This window comes from Microcystis sp. BLCC-F210, assembly GCF_042134685.1.
In the GTDB taxonomy this organism is placed as follows: domain Bacteria; phylum Cyanobacteriota; class Cyanobacteriia; order Cyanobacteriales; family Microcystaceae; genus Microcystis; species Microcystis aeruginosa_D.
Genome location: NZ_CP169647.1, coordinates 3,572,090 through 3,588,258, shown reverse-complemented (window position 1 = coordinate 3,588,258; position 16,169 = coordinate 3,572,090). Strand labels below are relative to the sequence as shown.

The following is a 16,169-nucleotide window of genomic DNA, read 5'->3' as shown; positions in this document are numbered from 1 at the left end:
GTAGGGTGTGGGTTTCGGCCTCTTGCCTCTCCTCATAAATAGCCTGTACTCAACGGATTTAGTATTATTTGTTAGCGAATGGGAAAAGACGCTTAAAAGCAAGGGAAATGCTACGTTTACAAGGTTTTCCCGATGATTATCAAATTGTCGGCAGTTATCAAACTATGGGAAAATTAACAGGCAATAGTCTGGCGATTTCCTGCGTAGCTGCTGTGGTTAATTCTGTTATCGAGTCTTTAGCTGTCTTGAGAGACCAATTTTAAGCTAGGACGGGGTTGCAAACTCCCCCCGTAAGCGACGGCAGCATGAGGAGATAAGACAAGATGAGGGGATACACCCAGGGAAATTCGATAGATTTCCTCAGCTTTATCCATTAATTGCTGTTTAACTGACTCTTTAGGTAAATTTTGCCGCCAAGCTAGGGGAATCCCCTCGATACCGTTGTACAATCCCGCCCAAATTCCCGCTAAAGTGGTGGTTAATTGCCGTTGATAGGGACTAGAATTAGCACGACGCACGCTCACGGCGCAATCCTCACTCGTTTGCAGAAAGGTATAGAGAGAAGCTGCGATCGCAATTCCTAAAGGTGAAATTTCTTGCGCCCAAGCCGATAAAATGGACTCTAAGGGACGATTTTGCCTTAAAGCTGAGTGAATCTGCTCTAATAGCTTATTATTGGGGTTAATAGTTAGCAATTGCCCCATTAACTGATTTAAAGGCCTTTTTCCCTGTAACAACAGACCTACTGTCTCTCCCCAAATTATCGCTTCTTGTCGGGTTAACTCGGAAATTAAGCCCTTTTTCTGCCAAAAATTTAATCTAGCTTGCCAACGTTCCCCATGATCAGGCCAGGTTAAAATCTCTGGCAATAGCACAAATAATAACGCCGATTCCGACTGCCGACTTGCTGCGATCACAAGAGAAAAATCCTCTTGAGATTGCAGAGCTTGCAAAAGCAGGGTTGTCCTCGGTGTAGCCTCATAGTTAAAGGATGGTATCAGGGGCTGATTATGCAAGGATTCCCCGATATATGCCCCGATTAGCCCTCCCTGAAGTCGTTCGAGGGGTAAAAAAACTTTTTGCATAAATTAGCTCAATTTGCCCTGTAGGTGACTTCCTCGACTTTGCCCGGTTGCCCCAGTTGTTTAGCATTGGCATTATTAACCGCAACGTAAACCCCACCAGCATTACCCGCTCTCACGGTTAATTCTCGGTTTGCTTGCCAAGTGCGATGGGTTCCCTGGGGCAGCATACCCTCAAATTCTGTCTTCCCATCCACCACCACCCGCAGCCAGCAGTCATCCTCTAGTTTTACCTCCACCACCAGCTGCTGATTATTGCTGGTTTTGTTGGCTACCGGTTGAAGGGAGTTGCTTTTTGATTGGACAATTTGCTGTTGTGGTAAAGAAGGCGGTGGTAAGCGATTCGATTGCAGTACCGATTTTTGCAGGACGTGGGATAGGGTTTGTACGGAACCAATAACTAAGATTAGATAGAGAAAATACAGATGAATCGGGCGAATTTGAAGACTCGGCAGCGATAAAGATGGTTTTGTCCCCCTAAAAAAGTTATTTACCTTGATGGGAAAACGTCGGCTAATCGTCTCACCATCCAGGGACAGACTCTCGGCAAATTGTTTGATTAACCAACGAACATAAATCGGTTCGGGCAATGCCTCCAAATCCCCCGCTTCCAGTGCTTCTAGACGATGGCGCGGGATCAAGGTTTTCTGGGCAATTTCCTCGAGAGAAAGGGACTGTTCTAGGCGATTTTTTTGCAAATAAACGCCGATTTCCAGTAATTTGGTGCGCTGTTTATGCTGGGGATCAAGTTGTGATTGGAGAAGGCGAAACATATCGCTATTAGGAGCTGACTTTCAGCTTAGTTAATCTGGTTTTTTAAATATTTCAGTTCATCAAGGGTTAAAAAACGGTAATCACCCAAGGGTAAGGGGGGATTATTACCGCAGTTTAGTTGAATACGACCGATAGCACTGCGATGAAGTTTCAGGACGTGATAACCCAATTCTTCGGCTACACAGCGAATCTGCCGATTTCTTCCCTCCACTAAAATAACTTCTAGTAGGGTTTTTTGGTCGGTTTGCTTGAGAATCTCAACCTGTGCGGGTAAGGTTTTTTTTCCCTCTAAAAGGATACCTTCTCGCCAACGCTGGAGAGCAAGTCTATCAATCGCACCATCTAGCCAAACCCGATAGGTTTTGGGCAAATGATAACGAGGATGGGTGAGAGCGAGGGTGAGTTGGCCGTCGTTGGTGAGGAGTAAAGCCCCAGTGGTGTTAATGTCCAACCTTCCTACGGGATGTAACCCTGTCTCGCCGGCGAGGGAGTCGGGCAAAAGGTCAATTACTGTCGGCCGGTTTTGCGGATCCTTGCAGGTAGAAACCACACCAATGGGTTTGTTGACCAGTATATACAATCTTTGGGGACGATTGGCCGGTTCAATTTTTTTTCCGTCTATCTCTAGGTGATCTTTTTCAGGGTCAGCTTTTTCCCCTAACTGCACGATTTTGCCATTCAGTCTCACTCGCCCGGCCATAATCATCTCCTCCGCCCTTCTTCGGGAGGCAATTCCCCACTGGGCAAGGATTTTTTGGACTCTCTCCGCCATTTTTTCTTAGTTTTTAACCCTTCCTTTCTCCTATTATAAGCATCCTAAAAAGGTTTTTTTCGCCCAAAAAATGAAGAAAAGTTGATTTTTTCTCGGAAAACTTCTCTAAAAAAAGAGTCGTGACATTCTAGACCGATAAAATCCTGATGAACTCTGGCATTGATATTCTCAATCTTAATTGAAATGACTGTACACCTATGGTTAATTCCTAGAGTAGTAATTTTGGGGCTGTCAACCAGAATAACTGACACTTACCTAGGGGATTTTGTTGAGTGGGAACCTCTAGACCAATTATTCCCGCTTTTTTGACCGATAATTTTCCTTGAAACTTGCCCCAAAGTAGCATTTCTGTCCAATAGCCTAAATCCGGTTCGTGTCCCACCAGTGCGATCGCATTTTCCTCTCGCTGATAGTCGGACTTTTGCCACCACTGCACCCAATCTTGAAGATTGCCATGGGGCGATAGGGGATTAAATTGCTCAATTTTACTGCTTAAACCCGCTTTTTGGAGAATTTCGGCGGTTTGCACGGCACGCACCAAAGGAGAGGTAAGAATTAGGTCAAATTTCACCCCCAACTGTCCTAATCTTTGGGCAACTTTAGCAGTTTTTGTCTTACCTTCCTCGGTTAAAGGACGTTCCCTATCGTTGAGATAATCCCCCGATTGTCCTGCTAATCCATGACGCACAAAATAAAGTTTCATATCAGTTTAGGGTCGGTCTTTGTGATGATAATAAATAGCTGAGATTTAATACCTAGGTGCGAATTACCTTTTCATCGGGGTTAACTAGATGGGAAAGTTTCTGTTTAATTTGGGTGTCATACAGTTCCCACTTCAGTTTTGCGTATTCGGCATTATTATTAAAACCACCGAGAAAACCGATAGGAATTTCAAAACCTCCGGCCATATAACGACCACCACCAAAAAAGCGACCTTGGTTATCCTGTCCGAAAGCTTCCTTGAGAAACTCATCGGGATCTAGGGTAATTTTACTGGTACGCATAGAACCGATGACTAACTCGATATCCTCATCTTCATCGTGAACGATACCATAAACTAAAGCCGTGTGAACATTTTCTTCTGTCACCAAAAAATCGGCAGCTTGGGGAATCGCATCTCGGTCATCATAACGCAAATAACCGACCCCAGCGATCGAATAATTATTTTTAATAATACGGTTTTTTAGGGACCGTTCGATCACATCCATCACCCGTCGGGATCTGGCCGATTGCAGGACAGCATTTAATAATTGAGCATCGTAGAAACGACTGAGATAACCAGCAGCAATAAATTCACATTCTTGCGCTTGCATTAAATTATTCGTATCCGATCGCAATCCGTGCATCAAAGCTGTGGCACACTTAACATGGACGGTATCGCTAGTATTAAAACTTATTAACCCTTTTTGGATATATTGGGTTAACATCGCCGCTGTTGCCCGGATTTGGGGGCGAATATCGACAAATTCTGCGTCTAGATCCCCTTGGCGAGTATGATGATCAATCACGACAATAATGGGAATTTTTGCCTGTTTAACCAGAGTGGTTAACTGACTATTGGTTCCCTGACCATCGACAAAAACACAACCCTGATAAACCGAAAGATCTCTATCCTTGAGGGTATGGACTCCCCAACGTTTAGCCGGTAAACCCGTTAGTTTTACCAAAGCGACATTTTCCTGATGGGAGAGAGTACCCGCATAGACTATATCACAGTGAATATCGTACTGTTCGGCGATAATTTGATAGGCCCAGGCACTAGAAAGAGCATCGGGATCTGGGAAATCCTGCATCACCACAATTTGATTTTCGCCGCGGTGATTTTCCAAAGTACGTCGCAGGCGATCGATCAGGGAAATAAGTAGGGTATCATTACTAACCGTGACTGGAGGAAGGGGACATACTGCCGGCGCTTCCCCTACCACTACATCAGTTTCGAGGGACTTGGCAGGAACTAGACTCAGTAATTCAGCCATCATTTTTAGAAAAGTTTGCTTAAAGGTAAATGCAGTCAGGATTTTTTGAGCTAATCAATTCTAGACGATATTCTGGCTCGATCGGTTTATCTCAAATATTAAGCTTTTCTAGCCCCTAGCTCCCCACTCTGAGGCCATAACTCTAGTCTATCAAAAGACCTCTTTCCCCCACACCCAGCCCCCACGAAAAACGTTTTCAGCCAATCCTAAATATTTGCTCCGATTTTTTATAGTAAAGTTATACTATTAAGGAAGCAAAGACGAAATTCTAGGGTTAAGCAATGGTTAGACAACTCGACGACAGCCCGAAAACCACAATCGTCTATCCCGATAGCGATGGTAAACCGATGGCCGACAATACAAGACAATTTCGCTGGATCACGACGATTAAAGCGAATTTAGACTGGTTATTTGCCAATAATGCCGATGTTTTCGTTGCCGGTGATTTACTCTGGTATCCCGTGGAAGGAGATAATAAAACTCGGCAAGCGCCCGATGTCATGGTAGCTTTTGGCAGACCGAAAGGGGAAAGAGGTTCCTATCAACAGTGGAAAGAGAACAATATCCCCCCGCAAGTGGTTTTTGAAATTCTCTCTCCGGGTAATACCCAAACGGAAATGACCAGAAAACTACTGTTTTATGACCGTTATGGTGTGGAAGAATACTACATTTATAATCCCGATAAAAATGATTTGGGTGGCTGTATTCGTCGGGAAAATCGGCTCGAAAGTCTAGAAAATCTCGATAATTGGGTAAGTCCTCGCTTGGGCATTCGTTTTCAGTTAGCCCAACCGGAATTACTCTTGTATTATCCTGATGGTCAACCTTTCACCAGTTACAACCAAGAACGACAACGGGCCGAAATGGAACGACAACGGGCCGAAACGGAACGGCAGCAGGCCGAACGATTGGCGGCAAAACTACGCGAATTAAATATTAATCCCGAAGAAATTTAAAAAAATGCTCGATCGATTGATTCGATCGAGATAGTCTCGGTAGAATGAAAGTAGATAAATGTCAAGTTCTCTTCTTAATATGTAAAATGTGTGAGAGGAAAAGACGCAAAAAATAAACCCCCTCAACTGACTAAATGAAGGAGGTTATGATATTATTCCAATAGGAAGGGATAGATAGGGTTATAGCCATGAGTATTGATATCTCCGATGAAATTCTCAGTGCCACACGCATGACTGAAGCTGAGATGAGGCAGGAAATTGCGGTCATGCTCTTTCAAAAAGAGAAGCTCACCCTTGCTCAAGCGAGTCGATTTGCAGGAATGAATCGTATTGCTTTTCAACACCTACTTGCAAGTCGTCAAATTCCAGTACACTACGATGTCGAAGATTTTGAACAGGATATTAAGAACTTGCGGGAGATGGGAAGATTGTGATTGTTGTCAGTGATACATCCCCTATCAACAATCTTGCCGCCATTAATCAACTTCATCTGCTACAACAACTTTACGAAATAGTTTTTATTCCTGAAGCAGTTTATCGAGAATTAGTTGATGCACCTTTATACAGCAGTGTTTTACAGATTGTTGATGAAGAAAAAATAAACCCCCTCAAGATTGAATGAAGGGGCATTTATGGTATTTTTAGAAGCCATTTAGCCTACTTTTGTGGTTGCTTTTTAATGGCGATACAATGAAGTTACTGCCACTTAATGAAACCTCTATGAACCTCATCCTTCCCACTGAACTTCTGCAAACAGTACAAATGACTGAAGCTCAAATGCTCACGGAAATCGCTATCATGCTTTATCAGCAGCAACGTCTTCAATTTGAACAAGCAGCTGAACTAACGGGAATGGCGATCGATGATTTCTATCAATTGCTAGTATCGCGTAATATCCTCACTCAACCCACTGATCCCGACGACGAACCAAAAGAACTCATCCTCACCAGTCTTTGTATTTCTCTTCAGCAAGCTAAAGAAGGTAAAGTACATCCCATCTCTGAACTCTGGGATGGCATAGATGACTAAAGAAATTCCTCCTATTAAAATCCTTTTCTCTGATGAATTCAAGGCTCGACTTCGCACCATCGCCAAATGCTATCGGAGCATTCGTACTGACCTACAACCTCTAATTGATGACCTTCAGATAGGCAAATTCATCGGCGATCAAATACCAAGAATAGGCTACACTGTCTTTAAAGTTCGCCTCAAAAACAGCGATATTCAAAAGGGCAAAAGTAGCAGCTATCGTGTTATCTATCAACTTAAAGACAATAGTTGTGTTTTGATGCTCCTCATCTATGCCAAATCTGACCAAACGGACATCCCAGCGCAGCAAATTCAAGACATCATTAATAAGTTTGACAATTTTTAGAAGTATTAATAGATGCCAAAAATAAACCCCATCAAGATTGATTGAATGGACATTTATGGTATTTTTAGAGGCAATTTAGCCTACTTTTGTGGTTGCTTTTTCAGTGCATTTGGATGGTTTTAGTTGGCAAATGATAATAAAGCTTCTTCTATTGGTTTTGGTAACTCAATAGCATGAAACCGATTCACAGAAAAAGCGTAATCTTCACCACTTTCATCAATAACCCGAATTAAACTGTTTATTTCTGCTGTCTCATCAGGGATAACGCGGTATATTTTGCCCACCTCTAGTGAAGCTTCGTAGCCTTCATTATTGAGACAAACTGCGAACTTATTTGTTGGAGATGACTCTATTTTCATGGTCAATCTAGAAACGGTAACTTGAGCTTAAATTCTTTTTTGCCGATGCCATGAGCTTCATACCAATGGACTTCAGCTAACCTTACTATACCATTGGGAAGCTGAACTTGGGCTATGCCCTTTAATTTTCTCCATTTACCTTTGCCATACTGTTTTTGCAACCGTTCCCGATTACGAATTCCTGTTCCTGTGGCAATAATCTCGATATTCGTAATATCGCTAATAATCTCAAAGTCCACGATCGATCAAGCAATCTTAAACAGTGGCCTTTTATTATAGCATCTATTGCCAAAAAAGAGATATAAAAAAACAAAACCCCCTCAAGATTGATTGAAGGGGTATTTATAGTATTTTTAGAGGCAATTTAGCCTACTTTTGTGGTTTCTTTTTCGGTGGATTGAGAGGGTTTTAGTCCCTCAACGGGAGCATCTCACCTTTGCAATAAGCATAAATACTTAGTAGAAAAATAGGCTTTTCGAGGGTAATTCTTGTTTTAATTCTCCATGTACGCGGTCTTTAAAAGCCTCTATTTCGTTCCAAGACACGATTAAGAGTGGCTTTTAAGCTAAGTATAATTACTCATCGCGTAAGTGAGATGCTCCCGTTTTAGTTGGCGCTTGAGGGTTAAAGCTGCGTTGGATCCGAAAGTGATGATACTCAAACTGTTATTTTTTGTACTGTAGATTTTGTGGTTATTTCCTTAGGATGTCTAAACAATTGACCTTCATTTTGGTAGAAAACTTCATAATCTGGTGCCAGTTCAAGACGTAACTGTTTCCATAAACTAATTCCTTCTTGTTTAAAATCGGCTCTTCTCGACTTTGTGTGATAATTTTTGCTTATGGAATCGTGAAATGCTTATCGGGCAACACTTTTAGGACTATTTTGTCGAAGAAACTATCAGTATAGACCTCGTTTCCACACAGAAACCAGAAGAGCCTAAAATCCATTTCAGCTTGCTGATTAGGAAAATCTGATAAAGGTGGATAGTCTTGATTTAAAGTCTTATCGTAAGTATCCTGCCATGCGTTTAAACGTTGAATGGTTGCTTGACTTAATGGTAATTCTTCAGGAGCAATGTTATCAATTTCATCTACTCCCCAAAGTGGGTAACTTCCATAATCTGCCCAAAGTTTGATTCTGATTGCCATAACTATCATTCCTGAATAAGTTTATTAATTAATCGAGCCGTAGGTTGGGTTGAGCTATCATTATTGATCAGGTATTACCCATCGGCTCAAAAGGCGAAACCCAACAAAAATTGTGAAAATATTCCAAGAAGTTGTTGGGTTTCCTTGCGTCAACCCAACCTACGAGTCTTTATTCAGTGAACAGTTAACAGTTAACCGAGGTAATATATTACCTCCATTCAACCGAGAAATTAGAACCTACTAATCGCAGATAAACGATTCTTCCGGGCAAATTTCCTTTAAAGAGAATTTTTCCGTTAATGGGGACTCTAGAAGGCATATCCCTAAATAGTAGTGCCCCCCCTGGACCTATTGCTCCAATAATGCCCTGCGATCCCTTCAATTGCTTGCCAGTAGAATCAATGATGATAGAGTCTGTGGGAGAAAAATAAAGATCTCTGACTTCCCCTAAGTTTGCAACCATAAAAGTACAAACTACAGAATTATTGTCTTTATTACAATTCTGAATCTCGAAAGCAAAACCATTGCTTACAACTCTCGAATTACGGGCTTGAGCAATATCATCGTGATTCTGATAGAAGTTAGAAGATAAAGCTGTAGTTAAGGCTAAAATTGGTGGCTCTTCGTTACTTGGTATGGTTCGATAGGTGGCATAAATCGACTAAATCCTTATCTGGCAAGGAATTTAATTGATTAGCTCGCTTTAGATCAAAAGCAATTGACAAAAATCGCCAAATGCCTTTGTATATAAGGGTTCCATCCCTTATAACCCCCGTCCATTGCATAAGACAAACCGAAGAACCAAATTGGTAGCCATCTGAAAAATCCTTTTTTCATCACCATTCGCTACTCAGTACATAAGTGTTCGTCCCCTCGCAGCTAGGTGAAGCAACAACCCAACCCAACACTAAAGGCGGATAGTAGAACAATACACACTCCCCCCCCACAACTGTATCAAAAGTTACAATTTAATAAATCTTTATATTCCTCTCCCTTCAGATTTTGGGGTTTTTGGGGAGTTCAAGAGCTTGGAATTGTACAATAAGGTTGTACAAGTCTCCCCTAAAAATCATGTTAAGCAAAGAAACCACCTACTCTCAGGCGAGAATGAATTTAGCCAGTATCTTAGATCAGGTGTGTGACGAATCGCAAATTATCGTCATTAAGCGTCGCAATCAGAAAAATGTGGCGTTAATTGCTGAAGATGAGCTTTCCAGTTTATTAGAGTGTGTTTATTTATTGCGATCGCCAGAAAATGCCCAACGCTTATTTCGCTCTTTAGCATGGACCCAGACAGAAGATGCAACTCCTCAAACATTAGCTGAATTGAAAGAGGAGTTAGGAATTGAGTCCTAAAAGAGAAAATAAGCCAGATAAACCTAAAAACAATCTTATTCATGGTTATTTGCCCGTTTTTAGTCCTGATTTCAAAGCAGATTTAGCTTGGTGGTATCGGAACGAACCGAAAAAAGGCGATAAAATTTTAGACTTAGTGGCAGATATTTTGGATGGCGATCCGTTTACAGGATTGGGTAAACCCGAACCTCTTAAGTATATTGCTGCCGATACTTGGTCACGACGGATCGACTTAGAGCATCGTTTAGTTTATAAAGTCACAGGAAATAAGGTTTATTTTTTACAAGCTCGCTATCATTATCAATCAGGCTAAACTCAGACAAACCCATCAAGAAACTTTACAGGAGAAAGGGGACAAGGAACGTAGTACGTTCCCCCTCGCAGCTTGGGTTAAGGGATAGCCCAACCCAAGACAGAAGGAGAACAACAGTACACATTTTCTACTCTAAGACTGTAGCCTAAGCTACAATTTAATAAATCTTTACATTCCTCTCCCTGACGAGCTATCCACCATGAAACCCATCCTCAACGCCCAGATGATTTCGGAAGTTAGAGGACAACCAGAATAACGACCAATATCAACGGACGGGACTCAACTGCCCCAGTTCAACGCTCACCGCGTCAAAGCGATTGTCCCCAGGGCGATAGGAGAGAATTTCCAAGCCAATCGGCTCGCCACTGGTGGAATCCTTAATCAAAATCACCCCATCCCCCAGTTCAGTACAAATCTGCTCCTTTCTGGGTTGCTGCCAGAAGACAGTCAGTAATTCCGTTTCCGGTTCATAGAAAACTTTTACTTGAGCCATAGCATTTCCCCTTCTTTAATCCCATCGGTTTGGTAGGCAGTAATCAAGAACCCATCTCCATTCAAACGCCGAGCCACTGCCACAACCCAACGTTTTTCCTGTCGCTGGCGATAGAATAGCAGCACCCCAGCATCGTGGCTACTGCGTCGAATTTCATCTGGTGAAGCTAGGGTAAGGGTCACTAATTCCTCCAACTCCTCAAGGTCAGGATGTTTGCCCATTAGCCTCTGCCAATAACCTTCTGAAGTTCTAACTGTAAATCCCAAAGGGGTAACAACTTCAAATTTCATTGCCAATCATGGATAGGATTCTCGTTTCGGTGTTCGATAAATATAGTGGTCGTGTTGCTGATGCTCAATCTTCAATTCCTGAATCTACAAGACAATTGGCAATGAGTTGGTCAAATTGCTCCCAATCTTCACTATCCCATGATGAATCATCATTTGAGGGAGTATTTTGAGCAGATTCAATCAAGGTAATAATAACCGATTCTCCATACAACAACACACACTATCCCCCGTAACTGTACTTTAAGCTACAATTTAATAAATCTTTACATTCTCCTCCCTTGAGATTTTGGGATTTTTGGGGAGTTCAAGAGCTTGGACTTGTACAATAAAGTTGTACAAGTTTCCAAAGACCAAGCAAATTAGTGCTGAAAGCTTGAGGATTACAAGCTTTCTCCCGTGGGTTCTAGACATCAACCTAAAAGTCGGCACTTAAAGGGGTACGGGGGAAAGGAATCACATCGCGAATATTGGTCATTCCCGTCATGAATTGTACCAGACGCTCGAATCCTAAACCAAAACCAGCGTGGGGAACGGAACCGTAGCGACGCAGATCTAAATACCACCACAAATCATCGGGATTCATACCCTGTTCCTGCATTCTTTGGATTAATACATCTAATCGTTCTTCCCGTTGGGAACCGCCGATAATTTCGCCGATCTTGGGTGCTAAAATATCCATAGCGGAAACAGTTTTATTATTGTCATCTAGACGCATATAAAAAGCTTTGATTGTCTTGGGATAATTGGTGACAATCACGGGTTTTTTAAATAGTTCCTCCGCTAGATAACGTTCGTGTTCTGACTGTAGATCTACGCCCCATTCTACTGGAAACTCGAACTGACGATCGGCTTTTTCTAATAACTCGATCGCTTCGCTGTAGGTAATCCGGCCAAACTCACTATTAACGATATTCTCGGCCGTACTTAACACCGTTTTATCGATACGTTCGTTAAAAAACTGCAAATCTTCGGGACAATTTTCTAAAACGAATTTAAAGATATATTTGAGAAAAGCTTCCGCTAAATCCTGATCCCCTTCCAAGTCACAAAAAGCCATTTCTGGTTCCACCATCCAAAACTCGGCCAGATGACGGGAAGTATTAGAATTTTCGGCGCGAAAAGTCGGGCTAAAAGTGTAAACATTAGATAAAGCCATGGCCATTACTTCCGCTTGTAATTGTCCACTGACGGTTAAATAGGCCCGTTTACCAAAGAAATCCTCGGCAAAATTGGCGGGTTTTTTTAAGTCTAAACTGGTGACAGTAAATAATTCTCCCGCACCTTCGCAGTCGTTAGCGGTAATAATGGGAGTATGTACCCAAATAAAGCCCTTTTCTTGGAAAAAACTGTGAATAGCGGTAGCGCAAGCGTTTCTAACCCGCATTACTGCTCCTAGGGTGTTGGTTCTTGCTCGCAGATGGGCAATAGTTCTCAGAAATTCAAAGGAATGACGTTTCTTTTGTAGGGGGTAATCCGCAGGACAGTCACCATAAAGGGTGATTTCGGCCGCTTTTAACTCGATATTTTGCCCTTTACCCGGGGAAGGAACCAAATTTCCCGAAACAGCGATCGCCGTTCCTGTACTAATTGTCTTTAGTACATTTTCATAATCGGGTAAAGTCGATTCGAGGATAACTTGTAAGTTGGCCAGGGATGAGCCATCATTAACTTCCAGGAAAGTAAATTCTTTTAATTCTCGTTTTGTTCTCACCCAACCCTGCACGGTGACGGATTGATCCGGTTGTCCTGTTTGAAAGATTTCCTTGATTCTGCTAGTCATGGCTTATCCCTATGTTAAGTGGGTGAGTGGAATTAAATATAAGATGAACGTAGGTTGGGCTTCGGCCGTGAGCTCAGCCGAACGGTTGAAGCATGAAACCCAACGCCAGATTATGTTACGCTACCGCTAACCCATCCTACAAATAATTGTGTCTCCCTACTGAGAACCAAAGAGTATTTTAGGATAGAAAGTCCAGATCAGGCTAAAATCAATCTCGAACAGGTCTCATGCTTCTGGTGGAAAAATTATTAAGTAAGCCCAAAAGCCGTAAATTAGCGATTTTTTTGGCTTTTATCGGTAGTATTCTCGCTTTACCCTTTCCTATCGCCGGTATTCATAAATTCTATCTCGGTCAACCTCTCTGGGGAATTATTTATCTTCTCCTTTGGCAAACTCCGATTCCCCGGGTGGCTTGCGCGATCGATGCGGTGTGGTATTTAATCCAAGATAACCAATTTTTGGCTAACTATTTTCCCACTGCCACCGCTGCTGCCACTGTCCCCAGTTTAGAGCCTAAACAAGTAGAGGCGATCGGGGCAGCTTTAAGGGAATTAGAGCGCCTCCGGCAAGAAGGATTGATTTCTGAGTACGAATTTGAAGAAAAACGGCGACAATTACTATAATGACACCGCAAAACTGGTTAGGACGCACTTTTAACCCTTTAAAAGCCAAAATTAGCAATGATCCCTATTATCGCTTTCGTTCCCTCGATGAGATCGCTATGGCGGCACAATTGGGCATTAAAATTAATGTCAGTCAAGCGGGTGTGGATGATTGGCTGCGATTGCCGGGGATATCCATCCATCAAGCGCGGATGTTGGTGGAATTGCTGGGTATGGGGGTAGAATTGCTTTGTCTCGAAGATCTAGCGGCTGCTTTGAGTGTTCCTGTGGCTAGATTGAAAGCTTGGGAACCGATTCTAGAATTTGCCTATTATAGCCCAGAAAGTCACCTCGCACCCCCTAAAATCAATCCTAACACCGCCTCGATCGAGCAGTTAATCACCCTACCCCTGATCAGCGATAATTTAGCAGCTGCCATTATTAAAAATAGAGAAGAACAGGGATTATTTAAGAATATTGTGGATTTTAAAGGGCGTTTATCCCTAGACGCTCAGGAAATCTCCCAATTAATGCACTTTTTTCAGTTTTAATCCCAAATCATCAGGACAGGAGACGGGAGGTCGAAGTCTAAGCTCACGGCCAAAACCCACACCCCAGATATTGCATAGGTAAGATGCAAAAAGAAAAAAAACTGCGGCCAAAAAGGTCAGATAGAATACACTAAATGTATAAGGTTATCAATTTTGCTATTTTTCAAGTTGCATCCTAGGCAACAGAATCGCAATTATCCCTCTAGTTAGAAATTGGACGGTTTGCCCTGTGGTTTCATCACTTCCCAAGCCCAATGACTCTTTAACAACGGTTTCCCAGCGTTGTTCTGGTGCTTATGCCTTGATGGACAGTCTCAAACGTCATGGTGTTAAGCACATCTTCGGTTATCCCGGTGGTGCGATCCTGCCCATCTATGACGAACTCTACCGCTTTGAAGAACGGGGAGAATTACAACATATCTTAGTGCGTCACGAACAAGCGGCCGCCCATGCCGCCGATGCCTACGCTAGGGCCACCGGCAAAGTGGGAGTCTGTTTCGGTACTTCCGGCCCCGGGGCGACCAATTTGGTAACAGGCATCGCTAACGCACACATGGACTCCATCCCGATGGTAATTATCACCGGTCAGGTGAGTCGGGCAGCCATCGGTTCCGATGCTTTCCAAGAAACCGATATTTATGGCATTACTCTCCCGATTGTTAAACATTCCTATGTGGCTAGAAATGCCAGCGAAGTAGCGAGAATTGTCGCAGAAGCCTTCCATATCGCCAGTACAGGACGACCGGGACCGGTTTTAGTCGATATTCCCAAAGATGTCGGTTTAGAACTATGTGATTATATCCCGGTCGAACCGGGAGATGTAAAACTAACCGGTTATCGTCCCACGGTCAAAGGCAATCGCCGTCAAATCGAGGCCGCTTTACACCTCTTGGAAACCGCCGAAAAACCTTTACTGTACGTTGGCGGAGGTGCGATCGCGGCTAATGCCCACGCCCAAATCGCCGAGTTTGCCGAACGTTTTCAGTTACCCGTCACCACCACGTTAATGGGGATCGGTGCTTTTGATGAACATCATCCCCTCTCGGTGGGAATGTTAGGAATGCACGGCACTGCCTACGCTAATTTTGCCGTGACCGAGTGTGATTTATTAATTGCAGTCGGCGCTCGTTTTGATGACCGAGTAACGGGGAAATTGGACGAATTCGCCTCGAAAGCTAAGGTAATCCATGTGGATATCGACCCGGCAGAAGTGGGCAAAAATCGCGCCCCTGATGTGCCGATTGTCGGGGATGTGCGGGTAGTTTTAGAACAAATACTCCACAAAGCCAGAGAATTTGATTATCCTACTAATCCCGATCGCAGCCAAGCTTGGTTAGCCAAGATCGAGCGCTGGCGGCAAGATTATCCCCTGCAAGTACCTCGACCAGAAGGCAAACTTTCCCCCCAAGAAGTAATCGTTGAGGTGGGCCGTCAAGCACCCCACGCCTACTACACCACCGATGTGGGCCAGCATCAGATGTGGGCGGCCCAATTCCTCAAAAATGGTCCCCGACGTTGGATTTCTAGCGCGGGATTGGGGACAATGGGTTTCGGTTTACCAGCTGCGATGGGGGCCAAGGTGGCCATTGCCGATGAGGAGGTCATCTGTATTAGTGGTGATGCCAGTTTCCAAATGAATCTACAGGAATTAGGGACTCTAACCCAATTTAATATTCATGCCAAGACAATTGTTATTAATAATGGTTGGCAGGGTATGGTACGTCAATGGCAAGAAGCTTTCTATGGGGAACGTTATTCTAATTCCAATATGGAAGTGGGAATGCCAGATTTAGAACTGTTAGCCCAAGCTTACGGCATTAAAGGGATTACTATTCGCCATCGAGAGGAATTAGCCGCAAAAATCGCCGAAATGTTGGCCCATGATGGTCCAGTTTTGGTCAATGCGATCGTTGCTAGAGACGAAAATTGTTATCCCATGGTTGCCCCCGGTCAAAGTAATGCGCGTATGATTGGTTTACCGAAAATTGTCGCCAAGGATTGTGAAATGCTCGATTGTCCCAGTTGCGGTGCAGTTAACAGTTGGAATAATAAATTCTGTCCTGAATGTGGGGCGAAATTGTAGCAAAAAATTGTTAATTAATTAACCAGCCTCCGTTAAATATAACGGAGGTTTTTGGCTTTTTATCTACTATGTGAACATGATAAGTAGGTAGGGCTTAAAAATTATCAGAAACCCCCCTTGATAAGGGGAGATCAGCACCCCCCTTATCAAGGGGGGCAGGGGGGATCGAACCTAAAATCCATTCTTAATTTAATTATAACCAGCTACTTAGAAATTTTCAAACAGAAGCAATGGCATCCCTAGAAAAAGCCTTAGA

At 43.1% G+C, this 16,169-nt stretch carries 21 protein-coding genes and 2 pseudogenes; 12 read left to right on the top strand and 11 right to left on the bottom strand.

The window, feature by feature from the left end; all coding sequences use genetic code 11:
- Window positions 1–65: 65 nt before the first annotated feature.
- Window positions 66–263, top strand: a pseudogene (locus ACE3JL_RS17305) (DNA cytosine methyltransferase); the annotation flags it as partial.
- Here the strand turns inward: ACE3JL_RS17305 and ACE3JL_RS17300 are convergent.
- The 5 genes from ACE3JL_RS17300 to ACE3JL_RS17280 all read right to left on the bottom strand — a co-directional run bounded on the left by ACE3JL_RS17300 (window position 237) and on the right by ACE3JL_RS17280 (window position 4,607).
- The gene (locus ACE3JL_RS17300; RefSeq protein WP_271987738.1) at window positions 237–1,085 is read right to left on the bottom strand and encodes a hypothetical protein; all 849 of its coding nucleotides are present in this window, start codon (window positions 1,083–1,085) and stop codon (window positions 237–239) included. The pseudogene ACE3JL_RS17305 and the gene ACE3JL_RS17300 overlap by 27 nt on opposite strands.
- Window positions 1,086–1,093: 8 nt before the next feature.
- A complete protein-coding gene (locus tag ACE3JL_RS17295) occupies window positions 1,094–1,855 on the bottom strand; it encodes a RodZ domain-containing protein (protein ID WP_271987736.1) in 762 nt (253 codons plus the stop codon).
- A 26-nt stretch (window positions 1,856–1,881) separates the two neighbouring features.
- Window positions 1,882–2,628, bottom strand: a complete 747-nt coding sequence (locus tag ACE3JL_RS17290) for a pseudouridine synthase (RefSeq protein ID WP_150975137.1) — start codon at window positions 2,626–2,628, stop codon at window positions 1,882–1,884.
- A 208-nt stretch (window positions 2,629–2,836) separates the two neighbouring features.
- Window positions 2,837–3,331: a phosphohistidine phosphatase SixA gene (gene sixA / locus ACE3JL_RS17285; RefSeq protein WP_375328000.1), complete on the bottom strand. Its 495-nt coding sequence runs from the start codon at window positions 3,329–3,331 to the stop codon at window positions 2,837–2,839.
- A 52-nt stretch (window positions 3,332–3,383) separates the two neighbouring features.
- The gene (locus ACE3JL_RS17280) at window positions 3,384–4,607 is read right to left on the bottom strand and encodes a bifunctional oligoribonuclease/PAP phosphatase NrnA (RefSeq protein WP_150975139.1); all 1,224 of its coding nucleotides are present in this window, start codon (window positions 4,605–4,607) and stop codon (window positions 3,384–3,386) included.
- 278 nt (window positions 4,608–4,885) lie between these two features.
- On the opposite strand from ACE3JL_RS17280, the gene ACE3JL_RS17275 reads away from it, so the two are divergent.
- The 5 genes and pseudogenes from ACE3JL_RS17275 to ACE3JL_RS17255 all read left to right on the top strand — a co-directional run bounded on the left by ACE3JL_RS17275 (window position 4,886) and on the right by ACE3JL_RS17255 (window position 6,935).
- A complete protein-coding gene (locus tag ACE3JL_RS17275) occupies window positions 4,886–5,560 on the top strand; it encodes a Uma2 family endonuclease (RefSeq protein WP_375327999.1) in 675 nt (224 codons plus the stop codon).
- 188 nt (window positions 5,561–5,748) lie between these two features.
- Window positions 5,749–5,994, top strand: coding sequence for a UPF0175 family protein (locus ACE3JL_RS17270; protein WP_002748168.1), 246 nt, complete (start codon window positions 5,749–5,751; stop codon window positions 5,992–5,994).
- Window positions 5,991–6,134 (top strand): annotated as a pseudogene (locus ACE3JL_RS17265) (DUF3368 domain-containing protein); the annotation flags it as partial. The gene ACE3JL_RS17270 and the pseudogene ACE3JL_RS17265, both read left to right, overlap by 4 nt.
- A gap of 116 nt (window positions 6,135–6,250) precedes the next feature.
- Window positions 6,251–6,589 carry a UPF0175 family protein gene (locus ACE3JL_RS17260; protein WP_334311234.1) on the top strand — a complete coding sequence of 113 codons (339 nt, stop codon included), beginning with the start codon at window positions 6,251–6,253 and terminating at the stop codon, window positions 6,587–6,589.
- Entirely contained in the window at window positions 6,582–6,935 is a 354-nt protein-coding gene (locus ACE3JL_RS17255; protein ID WP_375327998.1) for a type II toxin-antitoxin system RelE/ParE family toxin, read from the top strand. The genes ACE3JL_RS17260 and ACE3JL_RS17255 overlap by 8 nt, the downstream gene beginning before the upstream one ends.
- 119 nt (window positions 6,936–7,054) lie before the next feature.
- Here the strand turns inward: ACE3JL_RS17255 and ACE3JL_RS17250 are convergent, their stop codons facing one another.
- The 3 genes from ACE3JL_RS17250 to ACE3JL_RS17240 form a co-directional block, all read right to left on the bottom strand.
- Window positions 7,055–7,294, bottom strand: coding sequence for a hypothetical protein (locus ACE3JL_RS17250; protein WP_375327997.1), 240 nt, complete (start codon window positions 7,292–7,294; stop codon window positions 7,055–7,057).
- 2 nt (window positions 7,295–7,296) lie between these two features.
- Window positions 7,297–7,533 (bottom strand): hypothetical protein, encoded by a 237-nt coding sequence (locus ACE3JL_RS17245; RefSeq protein ID WP_004161776.1) that lies wholly within the window; start codon window positions 7,531–7,533, stop codon window positions 7,297–7,299.
- A gap of 600 nt (window positions 7,534–8,133) precedes the next feature.
- Window positions 8,134–8,445, bottom strand: a complete 312-nt coding sequence (locus ACE3JL_RS17240) for a hypothetical protein (protein WP_375327996.1) — start codon at window positions 8,443–8,445, stop codon at window positions 8,134–8,136.
- Between the two features lie 1,071 nt (window positions 8,446–9,516).
- On the opposite strand from ACE3JL_RS17240, the gene ACE3JL_RS17235 reads away from it, so the two are divergent.
- Together ACE3JL_RS17235 and ACE3JL_RS17230 are read left to right on the top strand one after the other, a co-directional pair.
- Complete coding sequence (locus ACE3JL_RS17235; protein ID WP_012264090.1) at window positions 9,517–9,801, top strand: type II toxin-antitoxin system Phd/YefM family antitoxin; 285 nt, start codon at window positions 9,517–9,519, stop codon at window positions 9,799–9,801.
- On the top strand, window positions 9,791–10,114 hold the full coding sequence (locus ACE3JL_RS17230; RefSeq protein ID WP_271989629.1) for a Txe/YoeB family addiction module toxin: 324 nt from the start codon (window positions 9,791–9,793) through the stop codon (window positions 10,112–10,114). The genes ACE3JL_RS17235 and ACE3JL_RS17230 overlap by 11 nt, the downstream gene beginning before the upstream one ends.
- A gap of 265 nt (window positions 10,115–10,379) precedes the next feature.
- Here ACE3JL_RS17230 and ACE3JL_RS17225 read toward each other — a convergent pair whose 3' ends face one another.
- Window positions 10,380–10,607, bottom strand: a complete 228-nt coding sequence (locus ACE3JL_RS17225) for a hypothetical protein (protein WP_002735928.1) — start codon at window positions 10,605–10,607, stop codon at window positions 10,380–10,382.
- Window positions 10,595–10,897: a hypothetical protein gene (locus ACE3JL_RS17220; protein ID WP_002759084.1), complete on the bottom strand. Its 303-nt coding sequence runs from the start codon at window positions 10,895–10,897 to the stop codon at window positions 10,595–10,597. The genes ACE3JL_RS17225 and ACE3JL_RS17220 overlap by 13 nt, the downstream gene beginning before the upstream one ends.
- An 8-nt stretch (window positions 10,898–10,905) precedes the next feature.
- On the opposite strand from ACE3JL_RS17220, the gene ACE3JL_RS17215 reads away from it, so the two are divergent.
- A complete protein-coding gene (locus ACE3JL_RS17215; RefSeq protein ID WP_271989632.1) occupies window positions 10,906–11,067 on the top strand; it encodes a hypothetical protein in 162 nt (53 codons plus the stop codon).
- Window positions 11,068–11,312: 245 nt separating this feature from the next.
- Here the strand turns inward: ACE3JL_RS17215 and asnS are convergent, their stop codons facing one another.
- The gene (gene asnS / locus ACE3JL_RS17210; RefSeq protein ID WP_375327995.1) at window positions 11,313–12,677 is read right to left on the bottom strand and encodes an asparagine--tRNA ligase; all 1,365 of its coding nucleotides are present in this window, start codon (window positions 12,675–12,677) and stop codon (window positions 11,313–11,315) included.
- A 227-nt stretch (window positions 12,678–12,904) separates the two neighbouring features.
- Between asnS and ACE3JL_RS17205 the strand changes: the two genes are divergently transcribed.
- The 3 genes from ACE3JL_RS17205 (at window position 12,905) to ilvB (ending at window position 15,913) form a co-directional block, all read left to right on the top strand.
- Window positions 12,905–13,300 carry an NINE protein gene (locus ACE3JL_RS17205; RefSeq protein WP_002759086.1) on the top strand — a complete coding sequence of 132 codons (396 nt, stop codon included), beginning with the start codon at window positions 12,905–12,907 and terminating at the stop codon, window positions 13,298–13,300.
- A complete protein-coding gene (locus tag ACE3JL_RS17200) occupies window positions 13,300–13,830 on the top strand; it encodes a ComEA family DNA-binding protein (RefSeq protein WP_271989636.1) in 531 nt (176 codons plus the stop codon). Before ACE3JL_RS17205 ends, ACE3JL_RS17200 begins: the two co-directional genes overlap by 1 nt.
- 229 nt (window positions 13,831–14,059) lie before the next feature.
- Window positions 14,060–15,913, top strand: a complete 1,854-nt coding sequence (gene ilvB / locus ACE3JL_RS17195; RefSeq protein ID WP_375327994.1) for a biosynthetic-type acetolactate synthase large subunit — start codon at window positions 14,060–14,062, stop codon at window positions 15,911–15,913.
- The last annotated feature ends 256 nt before the right edge of the window (window positions 15,914–16,169 follow it).

Bases quoted from the DNA above. Each gene is read 5' to 3' on its own strand.
- ACE3JL_RS17300 (WP_271987738.1), bottom strand. From the start codon at position 1,085: ATGCAAAAAGTTTTTTTACCCCTCGAACGACTTCAGGGAGGGCTAATC.
- ACE3JL_RS17295 (WP_271987736.1), bottom strand. From the start codon at position 1,855: ATGTTTCGCCTTCTCCAATCACAACTTGATCCCCAGCATAAACAGCGC.
- ACE3JL_RS17290 (WP_150975137.1), bottom strand. From the start codon at position 2,628: ATGGCGGAGAGAGTCCAAAAAATCCTTGCCCAGTGGGGAATTGCCTCC.
- sixA (WP_375328000.1), bottom strand. From the start codon at position 3,331: ATGAAACTTTATTTTGTGCGTCATGGATTAGCAGGACAATCGGGGGAT.
- ACE3JL_RS17280 (WP_150975139.1), bottom strand. From the start codon at position 4,607: ATGATGGCTGAATTACTGAGTCTAGTTCCTGCCAAGTCCCTCGAAACT.
- ACE3JL_RS17275 (WP_375327999.1), top strand. From the start codon at position 4,886: ATGGTTAGACAACTCGACGACAGCCCGAAAACCACAATCGTCTATCCC.
- ACE3JL_RS17270 (WP_002748168.1), top strand. From the start codon at position 5,749: ATGAGTATTGATATCTCCGATGAAATTCTCAGTGCCACACGCATGACT.
- ACE3JL_RS17260 (WP_334311234.1), top strand. From the start codon at position 6,251: ATGAAGTTACTGCCACTTAATGAAACCTCTATGAACCTCATCCTTCCC.
- ACE3JL_RS17255 (WP_375327998.1), top strand. From the start codon at position 6,582: ATGACTAAAGAAATTCCTCCTATTAAAATCCTTTTCTCTGATGAATTC.
- ACE3JL_RS17250 (WP_375327997.1), bottom strand. From the start codon at position 7,294: ATGAAAATAGAGTCATCTCCAACAAATAAGTTCGCAGTTTGTCTCAAT.
- ACE3JL_RS17240 (WP_375327996.1), bottom strand. From the start codon at position 8,445: ATGGCAATCAGAATCAAACTTTGGGCAGATTATGGAAGTTACCCACTT.
- ACE3JL_RS17235 (WP_012264090.1), top strand. From the start codon at position 9,517: ATGTTAAGCAAAGAAACCACCTACTCTCAGGCGAGAATGAATTTAGCC.
- ACE3JL_RS17225 (WP_002735928.1), bottom strand. From the start codon at position 10,607: ATGGCTCAAGTAAAAGTTTTCTATGAACCGGAAACGGAATTACTGACT.
- ACE3JL_RS17220 (WP_002759084.1), bottom strand. From the start codon at position 10,897: ATGAAATTTGAAGTTGTTACCCCTTTGGGATTTACAGTTAGAACTTCA.
- ACE3JL_RS17215 (WP_271989632.1), top strand. From the start codon at position 10,906: ATGGATAGGATTCTCGTTTCGGTGTTCGATAAATATAGTGGTCGTGTT.
- asnS (WP_375327995.1), bottom strand. From the start codon at position 12,677: ATGACTAGCAGAATCAAGGAAATCTTTCAAACAGGACAACCGGATCAA.
- ACE3JL_RS17205 (WP_002759086.1), top strand. From the start codon at position 12,905: ATGCTTCTGGTGGAAAAATTATTAAGTAAGCCCAAAAGCCGTAAATTA.
- ACE3JL_RS17200 (WP_271989636.1), top strand. From the start codon at position 13,300: ATGACACCGCAAAACTGGTTAGGACGCACTTTTAACCCTTTAAAAGCC.